The 14,651-nt window shown below is 69.9% G+C and carries 14 protein-coding genes; 8 read left to right on the forward strand and 6 right to left on the reverse strand.

Translation table 11 applies throughout. The annotated features are described in order from the left end of the window. Position 1: 1 nt before the first annotated feature. From ACWEOO_RS18515 to ACWEOO_RS18525, 3 genes are all read right to left on the reverse strand, one after another. Positions 2-667 carry a hypothetical protein gene (locus tag ACWEOO_RS18515; protein ID WP_452144017.1) on the reverse strand — a complete coding sequence of 222 codons (666 nt, stop codon included), beginning with the start codon at positions 665-667 and terminating at the stop codon, positions 2-4. Positions 668-669: 2 nt separating this feature from the next. Next, positions 670-2,055 carry a glycine--tRNA ligase gene (locus ACWEOO_RS18520; protein ID WP_359932311.1) on the reverse strand — a complete coding sequence of 462 codons (1,386 nt, stop codon included), beginning with the start codon at positions 2,053-2,055 and terminating at the stop codon, positions 670-672. 92 nt (positions 2,056-2,147) lie between these two features. Further along, a complete protein-coding gene (locus tag ACWEOO_RS18525; RefSeq protein WP_452144018.1) occupies positions 2,148-2,429 on the reverse strand; it encodes an antibiotic biosynthesis monooxygenase family protein in 282 nt (93 codons plus the stop codon). 66 nt (positions 2,430-2,495) lie between these two features. Here ACWEOO_RS18525 and ACWEOO_RS18530 point away from each other — a divergent pair, with 66 nt between their 5' ends. From ACWEOO_RS18530 to ACWEOO_RS18540, 3 genes are read left to right on the forward strand one after another with little or no spacing between them, the layout of a single operon-like run. Beyond that, a complete protein-coding gene (locus tag ACWEOO_RS18530) occupies positions 2,496-5,546 on the forward strand; it encodes an ATP-binding protein (protein WP_452144019.1) in 3,051 nt (1,016 codons plus the stop codon). Positions 5,547-5,583: 37 nt separating this feature from the next. After that, positions 5,584-6,678 (forward strand): class I SAM-dependent methyltransferase, encoded by a 1,095-nt coding sequence (locus tag ACWEOO_RS18535; RefSeq protein WP_452144020.1) that lies wholly within the window; start codon positions 5,584-5,586, stop codon positions 6,676-6,678. Between the two features lie 28 nt (positions 6,679-6,706). Continuing rightward, a complete protein-coding gene (locus ACWEOO_RS18540) occupies positions 6,707-7,003 on the forward strand; it encodes a DUF6703 family protein (RefSeq protein ID WP_355688907.1) in 297 nt (98 codons plus the stop codon). On the opposite strand, the gene ACWEOO_RS18545 is transcribed toward ACWEOO_RS18540, so the two are convergent. Beyond that, entirely contained in the window at positions 7,004-7,546 is a 543-nt protein-coding gene (locus tag ACWEOO_RS18545; RefSeq protein WP_452144021.1) for a TetR/AcrR family transcriptional regulator, read from the reverse strand. Between the two features lie 88 nt (positions 7,547-7,634). Here ACWEOO_RS18545 and ACWEOO_RS18550 point away from each other — a divergent pair, with 88 nt between their 5' ends. Next, entirely contained in the window at positions 7,635-8,870 is a 1,236-nt protein-coding gene (locus ACWEOO_RS18550; protein ID WP_452144022.1) for an FAD-dependent monooxygenase, read from the forward strand. Here ACWEOO_RS18550 and eboE read toward each other — a convergent pair. Both eboE and ACWEOO_RS18560 read right to left on the reverse strand, forming a co-directional pair. Further along, on the reverse strand, positions 8,829-9,977 hold the full coding sequence (gene eboE / locus ACWEOO_RS18555) for a metabolite traffic protein EboE (RefSeq protein WP_452144023.1): 1,149 nt from the start codon (positions 9,975-9,977) through the stop codon (positions 8,829-8,831). The two genes, ACWEOO_RS18550 and eboE, sit on opposite strands and share 42 nt — an antisense overlap. A gap of 108 nt (positions 9,978-10,085) precedes the next feature. After that, positions 10,086-11,363, reverse strand: a complete 1,278-nt coding sequence (locus ACWEOO_RS18560) for a YibE/F family protein (RefSeq protein ID WP_359932296.1) — start codon at positions 11,361-11,363, stop codon at positions 10,086-10,088. Positions 11,364-11,414: 51 nt separating this feature from the next. Here ACWEOO_RS18560 and ACWEOO_RS18565 point away from each other — a divergent pair, with 51 nt between their 5' ends. The 4 genes from ACWEOO_RS18565 (at position 11,415) to ACWEOO_RS18580 (ending at position 14,605) form a co-directional block, all read left to right on the forward strand. After that, positions 11,415-12,356, forward strand: coding sequence for a metal ABC transporter substrate-binding protein (locus tag ACWEOO_RS18565; RefSeq protein ID WP_452144024.1), 942 nt, complete (start codon positions 11,415-11,417; stop codon positions 12,354-12,356). Further along, positions 12,353-13,126 (forward strand): metal ABC transporter ATP-binding protein, encoded by a 774-nt coding sequence (locus ACWEOO_RS18570; RefSeq protein ID WP_452144025.1) that lies wholly within the window; start codon positions 12,353-12,355, stop codon positions 13,124-13,126. The genes ACWEOO_RS18565 and ACWEOO_RS18570 overlap by 4 nt, the downstream gene beginning before the upstream one ends. Further along, entirely contained in the window at positions 13,123-14,127 is a 1,005-nt protein-coding gene (locus tag ACWEOO_RS18575) for a metal ABC transporter permease (protein ID WP_452144026.1), read from the forward strand. Before ACWEOO_RS18570 ends, ACWEOO_RS18575 begins: the two co-directional genes overlap by 4 nt. 85 nt (positions 14,128-14,212) lie before the next feature. After that, positions 14,213-14,605, forward strand: coding sequence for a Fur family transcriptional regulator (locus ACWEOO_RS18580; protein ID WP_359932284.1), 393 nt, complete (start codon positions 14,213-14,215; stop codon positions 14,603-14,605). Positions 14,606-14,651 lie beyond the last annotated feature (46 nt).

Consider the following 14,651-nt stretch of genomic DNA (forward strand, 5'->3'; position numbering starts at 1 on the left):
GTCAGGCCTTCGCCACCAGCACCTGTCCGTCGCCGGAAACCTGTGCTTTGTAAGGCTGTACGGCGTTGGCGGTGGTCGTCACGTCGCACGCGATCGGCTCGCCGGAATGCTTGACGACGGCAACATCGTCCATCGTGCAGGTCACCTTCGCGGCGTCCGTGACGGTCCGCAGCACGGCGTCCACGACCTTGGCGCGAACGATCGCGACCGACTGCGAGGTGAACTTGTACGACGCCGAGTACTGCTTGGCGTCGACCGTCAGCGTGCCGGTGTAGGGCTTCCCGGCGTACGTCACCGTGCAGGTCAGCTCGTGCTTGCCGGCGGTCTCGACCGTGTCGATGCCGGGGCACTTCACGGTCGTCGCGGCGGCCTTGCCGGCCGTGACCTGGGCCTGCTTCGCGATCGCGAACGTGATCCGCTCGGCGAGCGGCGCGTCGGACTCCGGTTCCCCGGTGACCTTCGGCGTCGGCCAGGGCTTCGTCGGTGTCGGCAGCGCGGTCAGCGTCGGTGTCGACGCGGTCGGGATCGGCGCGCTCGACGGCGGCGCGCTCGTGGCGGGCGCCGTCGGCGACGTCCCCGCCTCGGGCTTGGTGTCCGAGCAGGACACCAGCGCGAGCAGCGCCACGGCGACCAGTCCGAAGACGGCCAGATCCCGAATCGGCTTCATCGTCAGCAACCCACCAGGTGCTGGGCGAGGTAGCCGGTGACCTCGGTGAGGGCGACCCGCTCCTGCTTCATCGAGTCCCGCTCGCGGATCGTCACTGCGTGGTCTTCGAGGGTGTCGAAGTCGACGGTGATGCAGTACGGCGTACCGATCTCGTCCTGGCGGCGGTAGCGGCGGCCGATCGCGCCGGCGTCGTCGAAGTCGACGTTCCAGTTCTGCCGCAGCTCGGCGGCCAGGTCGCGCGCCTTCGGCGAGAGGTCGGCGTTGCGGGACAGCGGCAGCACGGCGGCCTTGACCGGCGCGAGCCGCGGGTCGAACCGCAGGACCGTCCGCTTGTCGACGCCGCCCTTGGCGTTCGGCGCCTCGTCCTCGGTGTACGCGTCGAGCAGGAACGCGAGCACGTTGCGGGTCAGGCCGGCCGCGGGCTCGATCACGTACGGCGTCCAGCGCTCGCCCTTCTCCTGGTCGAAGTACGACAGGTCGGCGCCGGAGTGCTTGGAGTGCGTGGTCAGGTCGAAGTCGGTGCGGTTCGCGATGCCCTCGAGCTCGTCGAACTCCTTGCCGCCGAAGTTGAACCGGTACTCGATGTCGACGGTGCGCTTGGAGTAGTGGCTCAGCTTCTCCTTCGGGTGCTCGTAGAACCGCATGTTGTCCGGGTTCAGACCGAGGCCGGTGTACCAGTCCCAGCGCGCCTTCAGCCAGTACTCGTGCCAGTCCTCGTCGGAGCCGGGCTCGACGAAGAACTCCATCTCCATCTGCTCGAACTCGCGGGTCCGGAAGATGAAGTTGCCCGGGGTGATCTCGTTGCGGAAGCTCTTGCCGACCTGGGCGATCCCGAACGGCGGCTTCTTCCGCGCGGTGCCCATCACGTTCGCGAAGTTGATGAAGATGCCCTGCGCGGTCTCCGGGCGGAGGTAGTGCAGGCCCTCCTCGGACTCGACCGGGCCGAGGTAGGTCTTGAGCAGCCCGTTGAACATCCGCGGCTCGGTGAAGGTGCCCTTGTTACCGCAGTTCGGGCAGGCGATCTCGGCCAGCTCGACCGCTTCGGGATCCTTGTTCTTGCGGCGGGCGAAGTCCTCGCGCAGGTGGTCGTCGCGGAACCGCTTGTGGCAGGACTGGCACTCGGTCAGCGGGTCGACGAACTCGGCCAGGTGGCCGGAGGCCTCCCAGACCTGGGTCGGCAGGATCACCGAGGAGTCCAGGCCGACGATGTCGTCGCGGCCGGTCACCATCGTCCGCCACCACTGGGTGCGCACGTTGTTCTTCAGCTCGACACCGAGCGGCCCGTAGTCCCAGGCCGACTTGGTACCGCCGTAGATCTCGCCGCACGGATAGACGAAGCCCCTGCGCTTGCTGAGGCTGACGACGGCATCGACGGTTTCCACGGGCACTTTTCGACTCCAGAGCGGGCACAGAACGGGTACTGGCGAATCTACGGAAGGGTCCAGGCTATCGGTCCCGGGCGTCGCGGATCGAATCCGCGTCAGCCCGGCAGATCCTCGTACGCCGTCGGCTCGTCGAGAGCCTCCGACAACAGCGGCACCGCGGCCACCTTCACGTCGTACGGCGACAGCGCGCGCCGGTAACTCCCGATGTTCTCGAACTCGAGCGTCAGCGCGAGCAGCTCCGGGTCGTCGACGTTGCGCCCCGTGCGGGCCGCGACGAACCCCTTCTGCAGGGCCAGCACGTCCACGGCCGCCTGCAAGCGCTCGCCGAACGCGGCCTGCTCGGCCTCACCCACCCGGAACCTGATCACCACGAACACCCGGATCACCTTACGGTAAGCGATCGTCACTTCCCCCGGTGGCGGGCTCCGGCGCACAGTGGCGGTATGGATGAGCGTGTGGTCGGCCGGGCCGGGGAACTCGGCGTCCTCGCCGGCCTCCTCGACGAGGTCGACCGCGGCCGCGGCCAGGGTGCGCTCCTGATCGGCGACGCCGGGATCGGGAAGTCGGCCACGGCATCGGCCTTCGCGGACACCGTGCGCGATCGCGGGTACGCCGTCGCCTGGGGCCGGTGCCCCGAGACGGAGACCCTGCCGTACTGGCCGTGGCGGCAGGCGTTCCGGGCACTTGGACTGAGCACCGCGCTGCCCGAGTCGGCGGCCACCGGCCGGGCCACTGTCTTCGTGGAGATTGCCGATCAGCTCGCCGCGGCGACCGCCGAGCGGCCCGCGATGGTCATCCTGGAGGACGTCCATCTGGCCGACGGCCCGACGCTGACGTTGCTGCGTTTCGTGACCGGACTCGTTCCCGAACTCCACTGCCTGCTCCTGATCAGCAGCCGTGACAACGCGGTCGACGTCCCCGAGCGCGCCGCGGAGACCTTGCGGGCGATGCCGCCCGCGTTCGTCCGCTTGCCTCTGGCCGGGCTGGACCGGGCCGCGACCGCTCAACTGGTGGAGCGGGTGATCGGTGCCGGCGTGGATCCCGGGTACGCCGCCGACGTCCATGCGCGGACCGGAGGCAATCCGTTCTTCGTCCAGGAACTCGCCCGGCTGCATGCGGCCCGCGGTACGACGTCCACGGAAACCCCGACCGGCGTCCGCCAGGTACTCGAACGGCGCCTCGCCCGCCTCAACCAACCGGCGTACGACGTTCTCGCGACGGCCTCGGTCCTCGGTGAGGAGGTGGAACTCGACGTGCTGGCGGCCGTCGAGCAGTTGCCGACGACCGACGTCCTGGGCGTTCTCGGTGACGCGGTGGCCGCTCGGTTGGCCGAGATCGAAGGCGATCGGTTCCGTTTCGCACACTCTCTCGTCCGCGAGGTCGTCTACTCCGGTCTCGGTGCCGTACGGCGGTCGGATCTGCATCTGCGGGCCGCCCAGGAACTCACGGGACGCTGTTGCCCGACCGGGGTGCACAACGTGACCCGCGGCCTGCCGCTGGTGGATACCTGCTGCAGCGCGGACCTGCTCGAGGCCAATGCCGGAAGGGTCGCCGCGCACTACCGTGCCGCGGTCGGTCACCCTGAGGCCGGCGATCTGTCGCGGGAGTTCGCGCTCATCGCCGCCCGGGCCGCGATGCGCCGTTCGGGCTACGAACAAGCGGCGCACTTCTACCGCTGGGCGGGCGACATCGATCCGGCGGTACGCCTCGAACTCGGCGAGGCCCAGGTGCTGGCCGGCGAACTCACCAGCGGACGGGAAACCCTGCGCGGTGTCGCGCGCGAGGCCGCGGCCGCCGGTCAGGCGGAGACAGTCGCCAGGGCGGTGCTGGCGATGGGCGGCGGCGTCGGCGGGTTCGAGGTCGACCTGACCGACATCGAACAGGCCCAGTTGCTCGAACAGGTGGTGCCCGAGCTGCCCGACGCCGCTCTCAAGGCCGCGGCCGTCGCCCGGCTCGCCCTCGGGCAGACCCTCACCGATCACGGCGACCGGCCGCGGCACCTGGCGGAACAAGCTGTGGCGCTGGCCCGGGAAGCAGGCGATCCGCGCGCCGAGGTCGCCGCACTGGCGGCGTGGTACGACGTGCACGCGGGTCCCGATCACGTGGCCGAACGGATCGCGGCCGCCGAACGCATGCTGGCGACCGCGTCCGCGATCGGCGATGTGGCCCTCGTGCTGCTCGCCCGCCGGCAACTGGTCGTGGCTCTGCTCGAACAAGGCCGGTTCGCGGAGGCAGACGGGCAGATCGCGGCATACGCGCACACCGTGCGACCACTCGGCCTGCCCCTGCACGGCTGGCTGGTGCCGATCTGGCAGGGCATGCGCGCACTGATGACCGGCCGCCTGGACGAAACGACTGCATGCATCGACCAGGCGTCCCGGCTCGCCGAGGAGGCGGACAGTGTGAACGCCCGCCTGATGGTGTTCGCGCTGCGGTCCGCCCACGCGTGCGCGACCGGGACGATGCCGTCGCTGCGCGCGTACCTCGAGGAGGTGATGACGCCGTACGGCGGAAACCCGATGGCAGACGGCCCGTACGCCTTCTATTCGATCCAGGCCGGCGTGCTCGACCGCGGCCGCGGCATCGTCCGGCATCGCGTCCGCGACGGTCTGGACGCGATCGTCAAGGACGCCGAATGGCTGGAGTCGATCGCGTTCTTCGGTGAAGCCGCGCGGCTCGTCGGCGACGACGAGGCATCGGCACTCGCGTACGCCGCGCTGGCGCCGTACGCGGATCTGTGGGTGATCGACGGGATCGGCGGCGCGTGTCTCGGGACCGTCTCGCTGTTCCTCGGCCGGCTGGCGGCTCAGCTGGGACGCCCGGAGGCGCGCCGGCTGCTCGAGTCCGCGCTCGAGGCGCACCGGGCGGTGGACGCCGGAACGCTGACCGCCGAGACCGAGAAGGCGCTGGCAGAGCTGGGCGGTGGTCGGGTCCACCGGGCTGTCGACGCCGGCGAACTCTGCCGGCTCGGCGCGACCTGGGACGCGACCTGGCGCGGAGTGACCGCACATGTGCCGGACTCCAAGGGAGTTCGCGACCTGGCGATCCTGCTGGCCCGGCCGCGTACTCCGGTCAGTGTGCTCGACCTGTCCGGACCCGGACGGGTGGCCGGCGGCGACCTCGGCCCGGTGCTCGACGACCGGGCGCGGACGGCGTACCGCGAACGGCTGCTCGAACTGGAGGACGATCTGGCCGAGGCGGAAGCGGGCAACGATCTGGCCCGCGCCGAGAACGACCGGGCGGAGCGGGACTTCCTGACCCGTGAGCTGGCCGGCGCGCTGGGACTCGGCGGACGGGCCCGGACCGCGGGTGACCCGGTCGAGCGGAGCCGGAAGGCGGTCTCGATGCGCATCACGGCCGCGATCAAGGCGATCGACGAGGTCCATCCGGCGCTCGGGCGGCACCTGCGCGTCTCGATCCGCACCGGCCGTCAGTGCGTGTACGAACCCGAGGACGAGGTCACCTGGCATTGCCAGTCCGCACCTGGCGCCTGAGGTGGTGAAGGCAGTACCTACCTCAGGAGGGATCGACATGACCACCACTACCGACACCACGACCGACCTCGCTGCCGCGGAAGCCTTGATGGGGCGGATGTTCGGTGCGGCGCTGGGCGCCGCCGAGCTCTTCACGATCTACCTCGGCGACGTCCACGGGCTCTACCGGGCGATCGGCGAGAGCGGTCCGGCCACCGCCGCCGAGGTCGCCGGCCGGACCGGTCTCGGCCACCGGTACGTCGTCGAATGGCTGCAGTCACAGGCGATCAGCGGCCTGCTCACGATCGACGGCACCGACGTCGCGACGGATCGGTACGACCTGGCGCCGGGGATCCGCGAGACGCTGCTCGACCCCGCGAACCCCTTCTTCGCCGCCGGTCTCGCCGCGATCCTCCCCGCCGTCGGGCGCGCGTTCCCGCAACTGGTGGACGCGTTCCGCAGCGGCGCCGGCGTCCCGTACGCGGCGTACGGCCAGGAGGCGGTCATCGCCCAGGAGGCCCTCAACCGGCCGGCCTACGTCAACTCGCTCGTCGCCGAGTGGATCCCGGCGGTTCCCGGACTGCACGACGTCCTGTCCCGCGGCGCGCGGGTCGCGGATCTGGGCACCGGCGCCGGCTGGTCGGCGATCGAGCTCGCGAAGGCGTACCCGGCGGTCCGGGTCGACGGCTACGACAACGACGAGGACTCGATCACCCGGGCCCGCCGGAACGCCGCGGAGCAAGGCGTCGCCGACCGCGTCGACTTCGAGGTCCGCGACATCACCCGGGTCGCCGCGGATGGGACGCGGTACGACGTGGTGACGTTCTTCGAGTGCCTGCACGACTTCGCACACCCGGTCGACGCGCTGACCGCCGCCCGCGAGGCCCTCGCAGAAGGCGGTTCGGTGATCGTCATGGACGAGCGGGCCGACGAGGTGCTGGCCGCGCCCGGCGACGAGGTGCAGCGGTTCCTGGCCGCGGCCAGCGTCATCTGGTGCACGCCACAGGGCAGGGTCGACGAGGACTCCGAGGTCGTCGGCACGATGCTGCGCCCGGACGGATTGCGTCAGCTGGCCGGGAAGGCCGGGTTCGGATCGGTCGACGTGCTGCCGATCGACCACCCGTTCTGGCGGTTCTACCGGCTGCACCCGTAGTGGTTCCGCGACCTGGAACAATGGCGTCATGAGCACCCCCAGCAGTCCGTTGCGGCAGCGGATCACGAAGATCAGTTATCCGTACGTCGCGAAGCTGCACGCCGCGCCCAAGTTGACGTTGCCGGGGATCACGTTGGTGCTGGCGCTGGTCGGAGTGTTCGCTCCGGTGCCGGTGGGGGTGCCTGCGTTGGTGTTGCTGGCGTTGCTGCTGGGGTGGCTGGCGTTCCTGTCGTGGCCGGCGGTGACGAACGGACCGCGGTTCCTGCGGATCTTCTCGATCCTCGTGATCCTGCTGTTCGCGGTCTCGCGGATCGCGACCGGCTGATCACGGCCGCCCGAGGCTGTCGTACGCCGCCTCGACGGCGGCGTCGCGGAGCTCGGCGACCGGCTCGTGGTCGATCATCACCGCGCAGTCGGACAGCCCGCCGAGCGCGACCATGCACCGGACCGCGTCCGACAGCGACGGACTCGCGCCGACCAGGAGCTCGGCGAGCGTCCCGCGCCATTCGATGAAGCGGTCGGCGAGCTTCAGCTCGTGCAGCACCGACAGGTCGCGGATCGCGAGCCGGATCAGCGCGCGGTGCTGGTGGGCGAGGTCGAAGTACGACCCGAGCAGCTCGCGCGGCGGGACCGGTGCGGCCGCTCGTTGCGCCGCGGCGTACGCCTCGAAGTCGGCGATCATCGGCTCGACGAGGCTGTTCAGCAGGTCCTCGCGGGACGCGAAGTGGTAGTACAGCGCGGGTTTGGTGACTCCGAGGCGGTCGGCGATGTCGCGCAGGCTGGTCTGCTGCATGCCGCGCTCGGCGAACAGCTCCAGCGCGGCCTGCTGGATCCGCGCCCGGGTGTCGCCCGTCCGTCGTCTCGGCATACCCCGAAGATTAGCTGACCTTCCGGTAAGTAAGCCATTGACAACCCCGCCCCCGTTTACTTACCTTCCGATAAGTAAGGAGGTTGTCATGAAGGTTCTGATCTCGGGTGCCAGCGTGGCCGGTCCGGTGCTGGCCCACTGGCTGCACCGCTACGGCTTCGAGCCGACACTGGTCGAGCGCACGCCCGCCGGCCGCCACGGACTCGGCGGCCACGCCGTCGACCTGTTCAGCTCCGCCGCCGACATCACCCGCCGGATGGGGTGCTGGGACGCGATCGAGGCGGCCCGCACCCAGCTCGACGCGATGACCATCGAGCGGTTCGGCAAGCGACCGGTCGAGGTCGACCTCAGCCGGATGTACGCCGGGATCTCGAGCCGGCACGTGGAGATCCTCCGCGGCGAGCTGACCAGGATCCTGTACGCCGCCACGCGCGACACCGCCGAGTACGTGTTCGGCGACTCGATCGCGGCCGCGCACGACGACGGCGCCGGTGTCGACGTGACGTTCGAGTCCGGGACGCAGCGCCGTTTCGACCTGGTGATCGGGGCCGACGGCCTGCACTCCAACGTCCGGCGGCTCGCCTTCGGTCCGGAGGAGCCGATGCTCCGGCCGCTCGGCGGATACCTCGCGGTGTTCTCGATGCCGGACGTCTTCGGTCTCGGCAACCACACGCTGTCCCACTTCTCCGTCGGCAAGCTGGTCGGCATCTACGGCGTGCACCAGACCGGTCAGGTTCGCGCCGGGTTCCTGTTCCGCGCGCCTGAGTTGCGCTACGACTACCGCGACAAGGACGAGCAGAAAGCCTTGCTGGTCAAGGAGTTCCGTGACTACGGCTGGAAGGTGCCTCAATTGCTGGAGCACCTGGTGCCGGCCGAGGACTTCTACTTCGATTCGATCGCACAGATCACTCTGGACACCTGGCACCGCGGCCGGATCGGCCTGGTCGGCGACGCGGGCTACTGCCCCGGCCCGGCAGTCGGCGGCGGCACGAGCCTTGCGGTCATGGCGGCGTACATCCTGGCGGGTGAGCTGGCCGCGGCTCGTAGCGATCTGCCGTCCGGGCTCCGCAACTACGAGCGGACCATCCGGCCGGTCGTCGAGCAGAGCCGCCGGTTCGCACCGAAGGTGATGCGCACGATCATTCCGGCCGGTCCCCTGGCGTTGCGGCTGATGCCGACCGCAGCCGCCACGCTGGCGAAGCTCCCCACATCGGTCCAGCGCTTCATCTGGTCGCAGAACTCGGTGGGCAAGGCGCTCAGCTCGGTCCCGATGCCGGACTACTCAGACCTGGTCCAGCCCGAGCGCGGTCAGCCGGTCACGTAGCCACTCGAGCTCCTTGGCGATCCGTTTCGCCAACGCCTGTTGGGTTCTGGGCGCACGCGGCCACACGTACACCTCCGACTCCAGGTGGTGCGTGAGGGGATGCCCGCCGCCGACCAGCCTGGTCAGACACTCGTCCAGTACGCCGGTTGTCGCGCTCAACGGATCCGGTGGCGCGGCATGGGCCGCCAAGTGCGCATGCATCCGCCAGGCCGCGTGACCGGACAGTTCGTTGGCCTGCGCCACGTCGTCGACGCCAGGGCCGCCCCACTCACGCACCTGCCGCAGGTACTTCGGTCTGCCGAGCTGGCCGAGGGCGTAGCGACCGGACGCATCCGACGGGTCCACGAGCGTCGGCGCGAGGGACAGCTGCGCTTTGACCACGTCCACGCCCGCACGCCACAACAGCTCGAACGACTCCGCCGGCTCCTCGAACTGCACCGCGAGATGACAGGTGTCGAGCCCCAGCCCGATGCGCGACCCACCACCGTACGGACTGGCGTAGCGGTCCAGCCAGGCGGCGGCCTGACCGATCATCTCGAGGACACAGCCCGGCTCGGTCTCGACGGCGATCCGGATCGTCCGGCCGGTCCTGGTCTCGGTCCGGGCGAGATGCTGCTCGACGCGGTCGATCGCCTCGCGCGCGGCTCGATTGCGGTCCCTCGACCACGGCACCCGCCAGCCGAGCGGCACGGTCGAGATCGATCCGTACGGCGCGTCCGCGGGCAGCAACTCGGCCAGGACGTCGATCAGGTCGAGCGTGTAGCGGAGCCGTTCGGGATCGGTCCAGTCAGGGCAGTAGAGCTTGGTGCCGACGACCTTGTCGGTGAACTGGGCGTGCGGTGTGCCGTTCAGCGTGACAACTTCCAGCCGGTTCCGGTGCAGCGCGCGGCGGAGCTTGCTGAGCGCGGACGGCGAGTTCGCCAGGCGATCGGCGAGCCGGTGCGGGAACCACAGGCCGACGCCGAGGACCGGTACGCCGAGCGCCTTCCGAACCGCACCGGCGCACGCATCGAGTCCGGCGACCAGCTCGTCGAGCTCCGCGGCCGGATGCACGGTCGCGCTGTACCCCAGGTGGACGGTCGAACCGTCCCGATGACGAAACCTCATCAGCACTCCTCACCCCGTGCAGCCACTGAAGGTAGTCGCAGGCGGACTCTCCGTGACTTAGCAGCAGCGTAAGAGCCTGAAGGCTCAGGCGGAAGGGCTGATTTTCGGTTAGTCCTGCGAGGCCACCAGGTCGCGGGACCGGTCGGCGACCGCCATCGCGGCGAGGGCGGTGGTCAGCGGGACGGCCGCGATGATCCCGAGGCTGCCGACCAGGCCGCGGACCACCTCCATCGCCACCGACTCGGTGGACAGCACCGCCCGGCCGGGAAGGTCCTGGATGGCGAAGATCAGCAGTATCGGCAGCGCGGCGCCGGCGTACGCGAGGACGAGCGTGTTGACCACCGAGGCGACATGGGTCCGGCCGATCCGCAGGCCGGCGCTGACCAGCTCGCGACGGTTCGCGGACGGGTTCGCGGCCGACAGCTCCCAGACCGCCGCGGCCTGGGTGACGGTCACGTCGTCGAGCACGCCGAGCGCGCCGATCACCATCCCGGCGACCAGCAACCCGGTCAGGTCGATGTCCGGCGCCAGCGCCTTGGCCCCGGACGCCCCCTCGGACGCCAGACCGCTCAGCTGGCAGAACTTGGTGAAGAACCAGCCGAGCAGCACGGTCAGCCCGAGCGCGGCCACCGTCCCGGACAACGCGATCGAACTCTCCGCATTGATTCCATGCGTCAGGAACAACGCGATCGCCATGATCACCGTGCCGCCGACGACCGCGACGAGCAGCGCATTCTCGCCCTTCAGGATCGCCGGCAAGATGAACTGCGTCAGCATCACCGCGGTCACCGCGAGCGCGATCAGCGCCGCGAAACCGCGCCAGCGCGAGAGTGCGACCACGGCGACCGCGAAGATCGCGGCCAGCCACAACAGCGGCTTGGTCCGGTCGTGATCGACATAGGAGTACCGGTCGGCGACCTCCGGTGCGTCCTGGACGCCGAGCATGATCGTCTGGCCGACCTTGACCGGGATGGACGTCTGGCCGGCCTTCGGAACCTGCACCGGGATGACCGCGCCCTTGTCGGCTCCGGTGGTCAGCTCGACCGTCGCCTCGTCGCACTGGTCCTTCACGTTCGGGCAGGCCTTGACCGCGGTGACCTCGCCGCGCGCCGTGGCGGTCTGGTACGACGCGACCTTCACGTCACCGCCGGGCCACATCACGATCATCGCCACCACGGCGGCCAGCAGCAGCGGGACCAGCACCGCGGCGACCACGATCCGGACCCGGCGGGCGACGATCGCGTCGGAGTTCACCACCGACGTGTCGACCACATGATCCCCGTGCCCATGACCGTGCCCGTGCCCGTGCCCCGGCGGAATATCGAGCGCCCGGCGCAGGTTGCGCTTGGAGTCGGCACGTCGTCGCCCGACGTTACGGCTGGCCAATCTGAACTCCCTGTTTTGACAATCAGTTCCAGTTAAATGAAAATGATTGTCATGAGATCTGGTCTTCGAGCTGTTGTCGCCGGCGCCACCGCCCTGGCCGCCCTCACCCTGGCCGGGTGCAGCGGCTCCGCCAACGACTCCGGTGGCGGCAAGCTCGACGTCGTGGCTTCGTTCTACCCGCTCGAGTTCATCGCCCGCACAGTGGGGGGCGACGCGGTGCACGTGACCACCCTGACCGCGCCCGGTGTGGAGCCCCACGACCTCGAGCTGACCCCGAAGCAGGTCGGCGAGATCGCCGAGGCGAAGCTGGTCCTGTTCGAGAAGGACCTGCAGCCCGCCGTCGACGAGGCCGTCGAGCAGAACGCGAAGGACGCAGGCTTCGACGTCGCCCCGGCCGCGCAACTGGAGGCGACCGGCGCCGACTTCGAGGAGCACGGGGAAGGCGCCGAGGCGGCAGCGCACAAGGACGACGCCCTCGACCCGCACTTCTGGCTCGACCCGGTGCGCTACGCCGCGGTCGTCAAGGCCGTCGAGGACCGGCTGGTCAGCGTCGACAGCGCCAACGCGGCCGGGTACCACGAGCGCGCCAAGGCCCTGCTCGCCCAGGTCGGCAAGCTCGACACCGACTACAAGACCGGTCTGGCGAGCTGCCGGCTGAAGACGTTCGTGACCAGCCACGAGGCGTTCGCCTACCTCGCGAAGCGGTACGGTCTGACGATGGTCGGGATCGCCGGATTCACGCCGGACGCGGAGCCGGCGCCGGCCCGGATCAAGGAGGTCCAGGACATCGTGAAGGCCCAGCACGTGACGACCATCTTCTACGAAGAGCTGGTCAGTCCGAAGGTGGCCGAGACGATCGCCAAGGACGTCGGCGTCAAGACCGCCGTGCTGAGCCCGATCGAGGGTCTGTCGGACGCCAACTCCCAGGAAACCTACCTGACCCTGATGCGGGAGAACCTGCAAGAGCTACAGAAAGCGAACGGCTGCTCGTGACAGTAGAACCGGCAGAACCGGCAGAACCGGCCAAGGCCGTCCAGGTCGCCGATCTCTCGGTCGACCTGGGCGGCCGCCTGGTGCTTCGGGGCATCGACCTGCAGGTCCGCCAGGGCGAGGTGGTCGCCGTGCTCGGCACCAACGGCTCCGGCAAGTCCACGCTGATCAAGACCGTGGTCGGGCTGCTTCCCGCGGCCCGCGGCGAGGTCCGGTTGTTCGGGACGCCGGTCCCCCGGTTCCGCGACTGGCGCCGGGTCGGCTACGTGCCGCAGCGCATCACCGCCGCCGGCGGCGTGCCCGCGACGGTGTACGAGGTGGTGTCGTCCGGCCTGCTGTCGAAGCGGCGGCTGTTCACGCCGCTCGGCGCCGCCGGCAAGCAGGCGATCGAGGAGGCGCTGGAGGTCGTCGACATGGCCGACCGGCGCAAGGACGCGGTCGCCGAGCTGTCCGGCGGGCAGCAGCAGCGGGTGCTGATCGCGCGCGCCCTGGTGTCCGGCCCGGAGCTGCTGATCCTCGACGAGCCGACGGCGGGTGTGGACCTGGCCAGCCAGCAGATCTTCGCCGACGCGATCCGGGAGCGGGTGGCGCGCGGCACGACCGTGGTGATGGTGAGCCACGACCTCGGCCCGATGGACGCGCTGATCGACCGCTCGGTCGTGATGCGCCGCGGCCGCATCGTGTACGACGGCCCGCCGCACGCCTCGCAGACGCACGCCCACGTCCACCACTCGCACACCACCGACGACGAACCGGGGTGGCTCCCGTCATGACCATGTTCCAGCTGGAGTTCATGCAGCGGGCCCTGATCGCAGGCCTGCTCACCGGGCTGTCGGCGCCCGCCATCGGGACGTATCTGGTGCAGCGGCGGCTGTCGCTGATGGGTGACGGCATCGGCCACATCGCGATCACGGGCGTGGCGCTCGGCCTGCTGACCGGCAGCGCACCGGTGCTGACCGCCATCATCGTCTCGATCGCCGGAGCGACCGCCATCGAGCTGGTCCGCGCCCGCGGCAAGGCCACGGGCGACGTGGCGCTCGCGCTTCTCTTCTACGGCGGCATCGCGGGCGGCGTACTGCTCATCGGACTCGCAGGTCAGGGCGCAGCCACGCTGAACACCTACCTGTTCGGTTCACTCACCACCGTCTCCCAGAGCGACCTGTATGTCGTCGTCGGCCTGGCCGTCGCCGTCCTGATCGTCGCGATCGGCCTGGGCCCGCAGCTGTTCGCGGTCTGCCAGGACGAGGAGTTCGCCCGTACGACGGGGCTCCGGGTCCAGCTGCTCAACCTGGTGATCGCTGTGATGGCCGCGGTTACTGTGACGGTCGCGATGCGCACCGTCGGGCTGCTGCTGGTCAGTGCACTGATGGTGGTTCCGGTCGCGACGGCGCAACAGATCACGCGGTCGTTCCGCAGTACGTTCATCACCGCGTGCGTGATCGGTGTGGCGGCCTGTCTCGCCGGCATCGTCACGTCGTACAACGCGGACGTCGCGCCCGGCGCGACCATCGTCGTGCTGGCGCTGGCCGGGTTCGTCGTCGCGGCGACGGTCGGGACGCTGCTGCGACGGCGGGCCGGCCGCGCGCGTCCACTGGCGGACGAGGAGCCGGAGATCGGCGTGCCGACGCCGGAGCCGCATGTGGTGAGCGCCGGGCACCCGCACGCGCACAACCAGGAGTGCGGGCACAAGAAGGTCGAGCACGGCGACCATGTCGACTATGTGCACGACGGGCATCTGCACGCGGCGCACGGCGACCACTGGGACGAGCACTGATGCAGCAGTGATGCAGCACTGCTGCGGCAGCGAGTTGCTGACTTCTGAGAGACTGGACGGCGGTAATGAGATGACAGGAGGAACGGTGGCTATCGGAACACGCTCGACCCGTCAGCGCGCGGCGGTCGCGCACGCGCTCGACAAGATCGACGACTTCCGGACCGCCCAGGAGATCCACCAAGAGCTCCGGTCCGCCGGTGAGGCCGTCGGGCTCACCACTGTCTACCGCACCCTGCAGGCGCTCGCGGACTCCCGCGAGGTCGACGTCCTGCGCACCGCCGACGGCGAAACGGCGTACCGGCGCTGCTCGAAGGGTCACCACCACCACCTGGTCTGCCGCAACTGCGGGCGGACCGTCGAGGTCGAAGGCCCGGCCGTCGAGCGCTGGGCCGACAAGGTCGCAGCCGAGCACGGGTACGCGGACATCAGCCACACCCTGGAGATCTTCGGCACCTGCGCGGAGTGCCAGAAGGCGTGACGTAGGTCACCTTTGCCTTTGAGCGCACTCGAAGGCATACGGTCGT

This window comes from Kribbella sp. NPDC004138, from assembly GCF_053603655.1.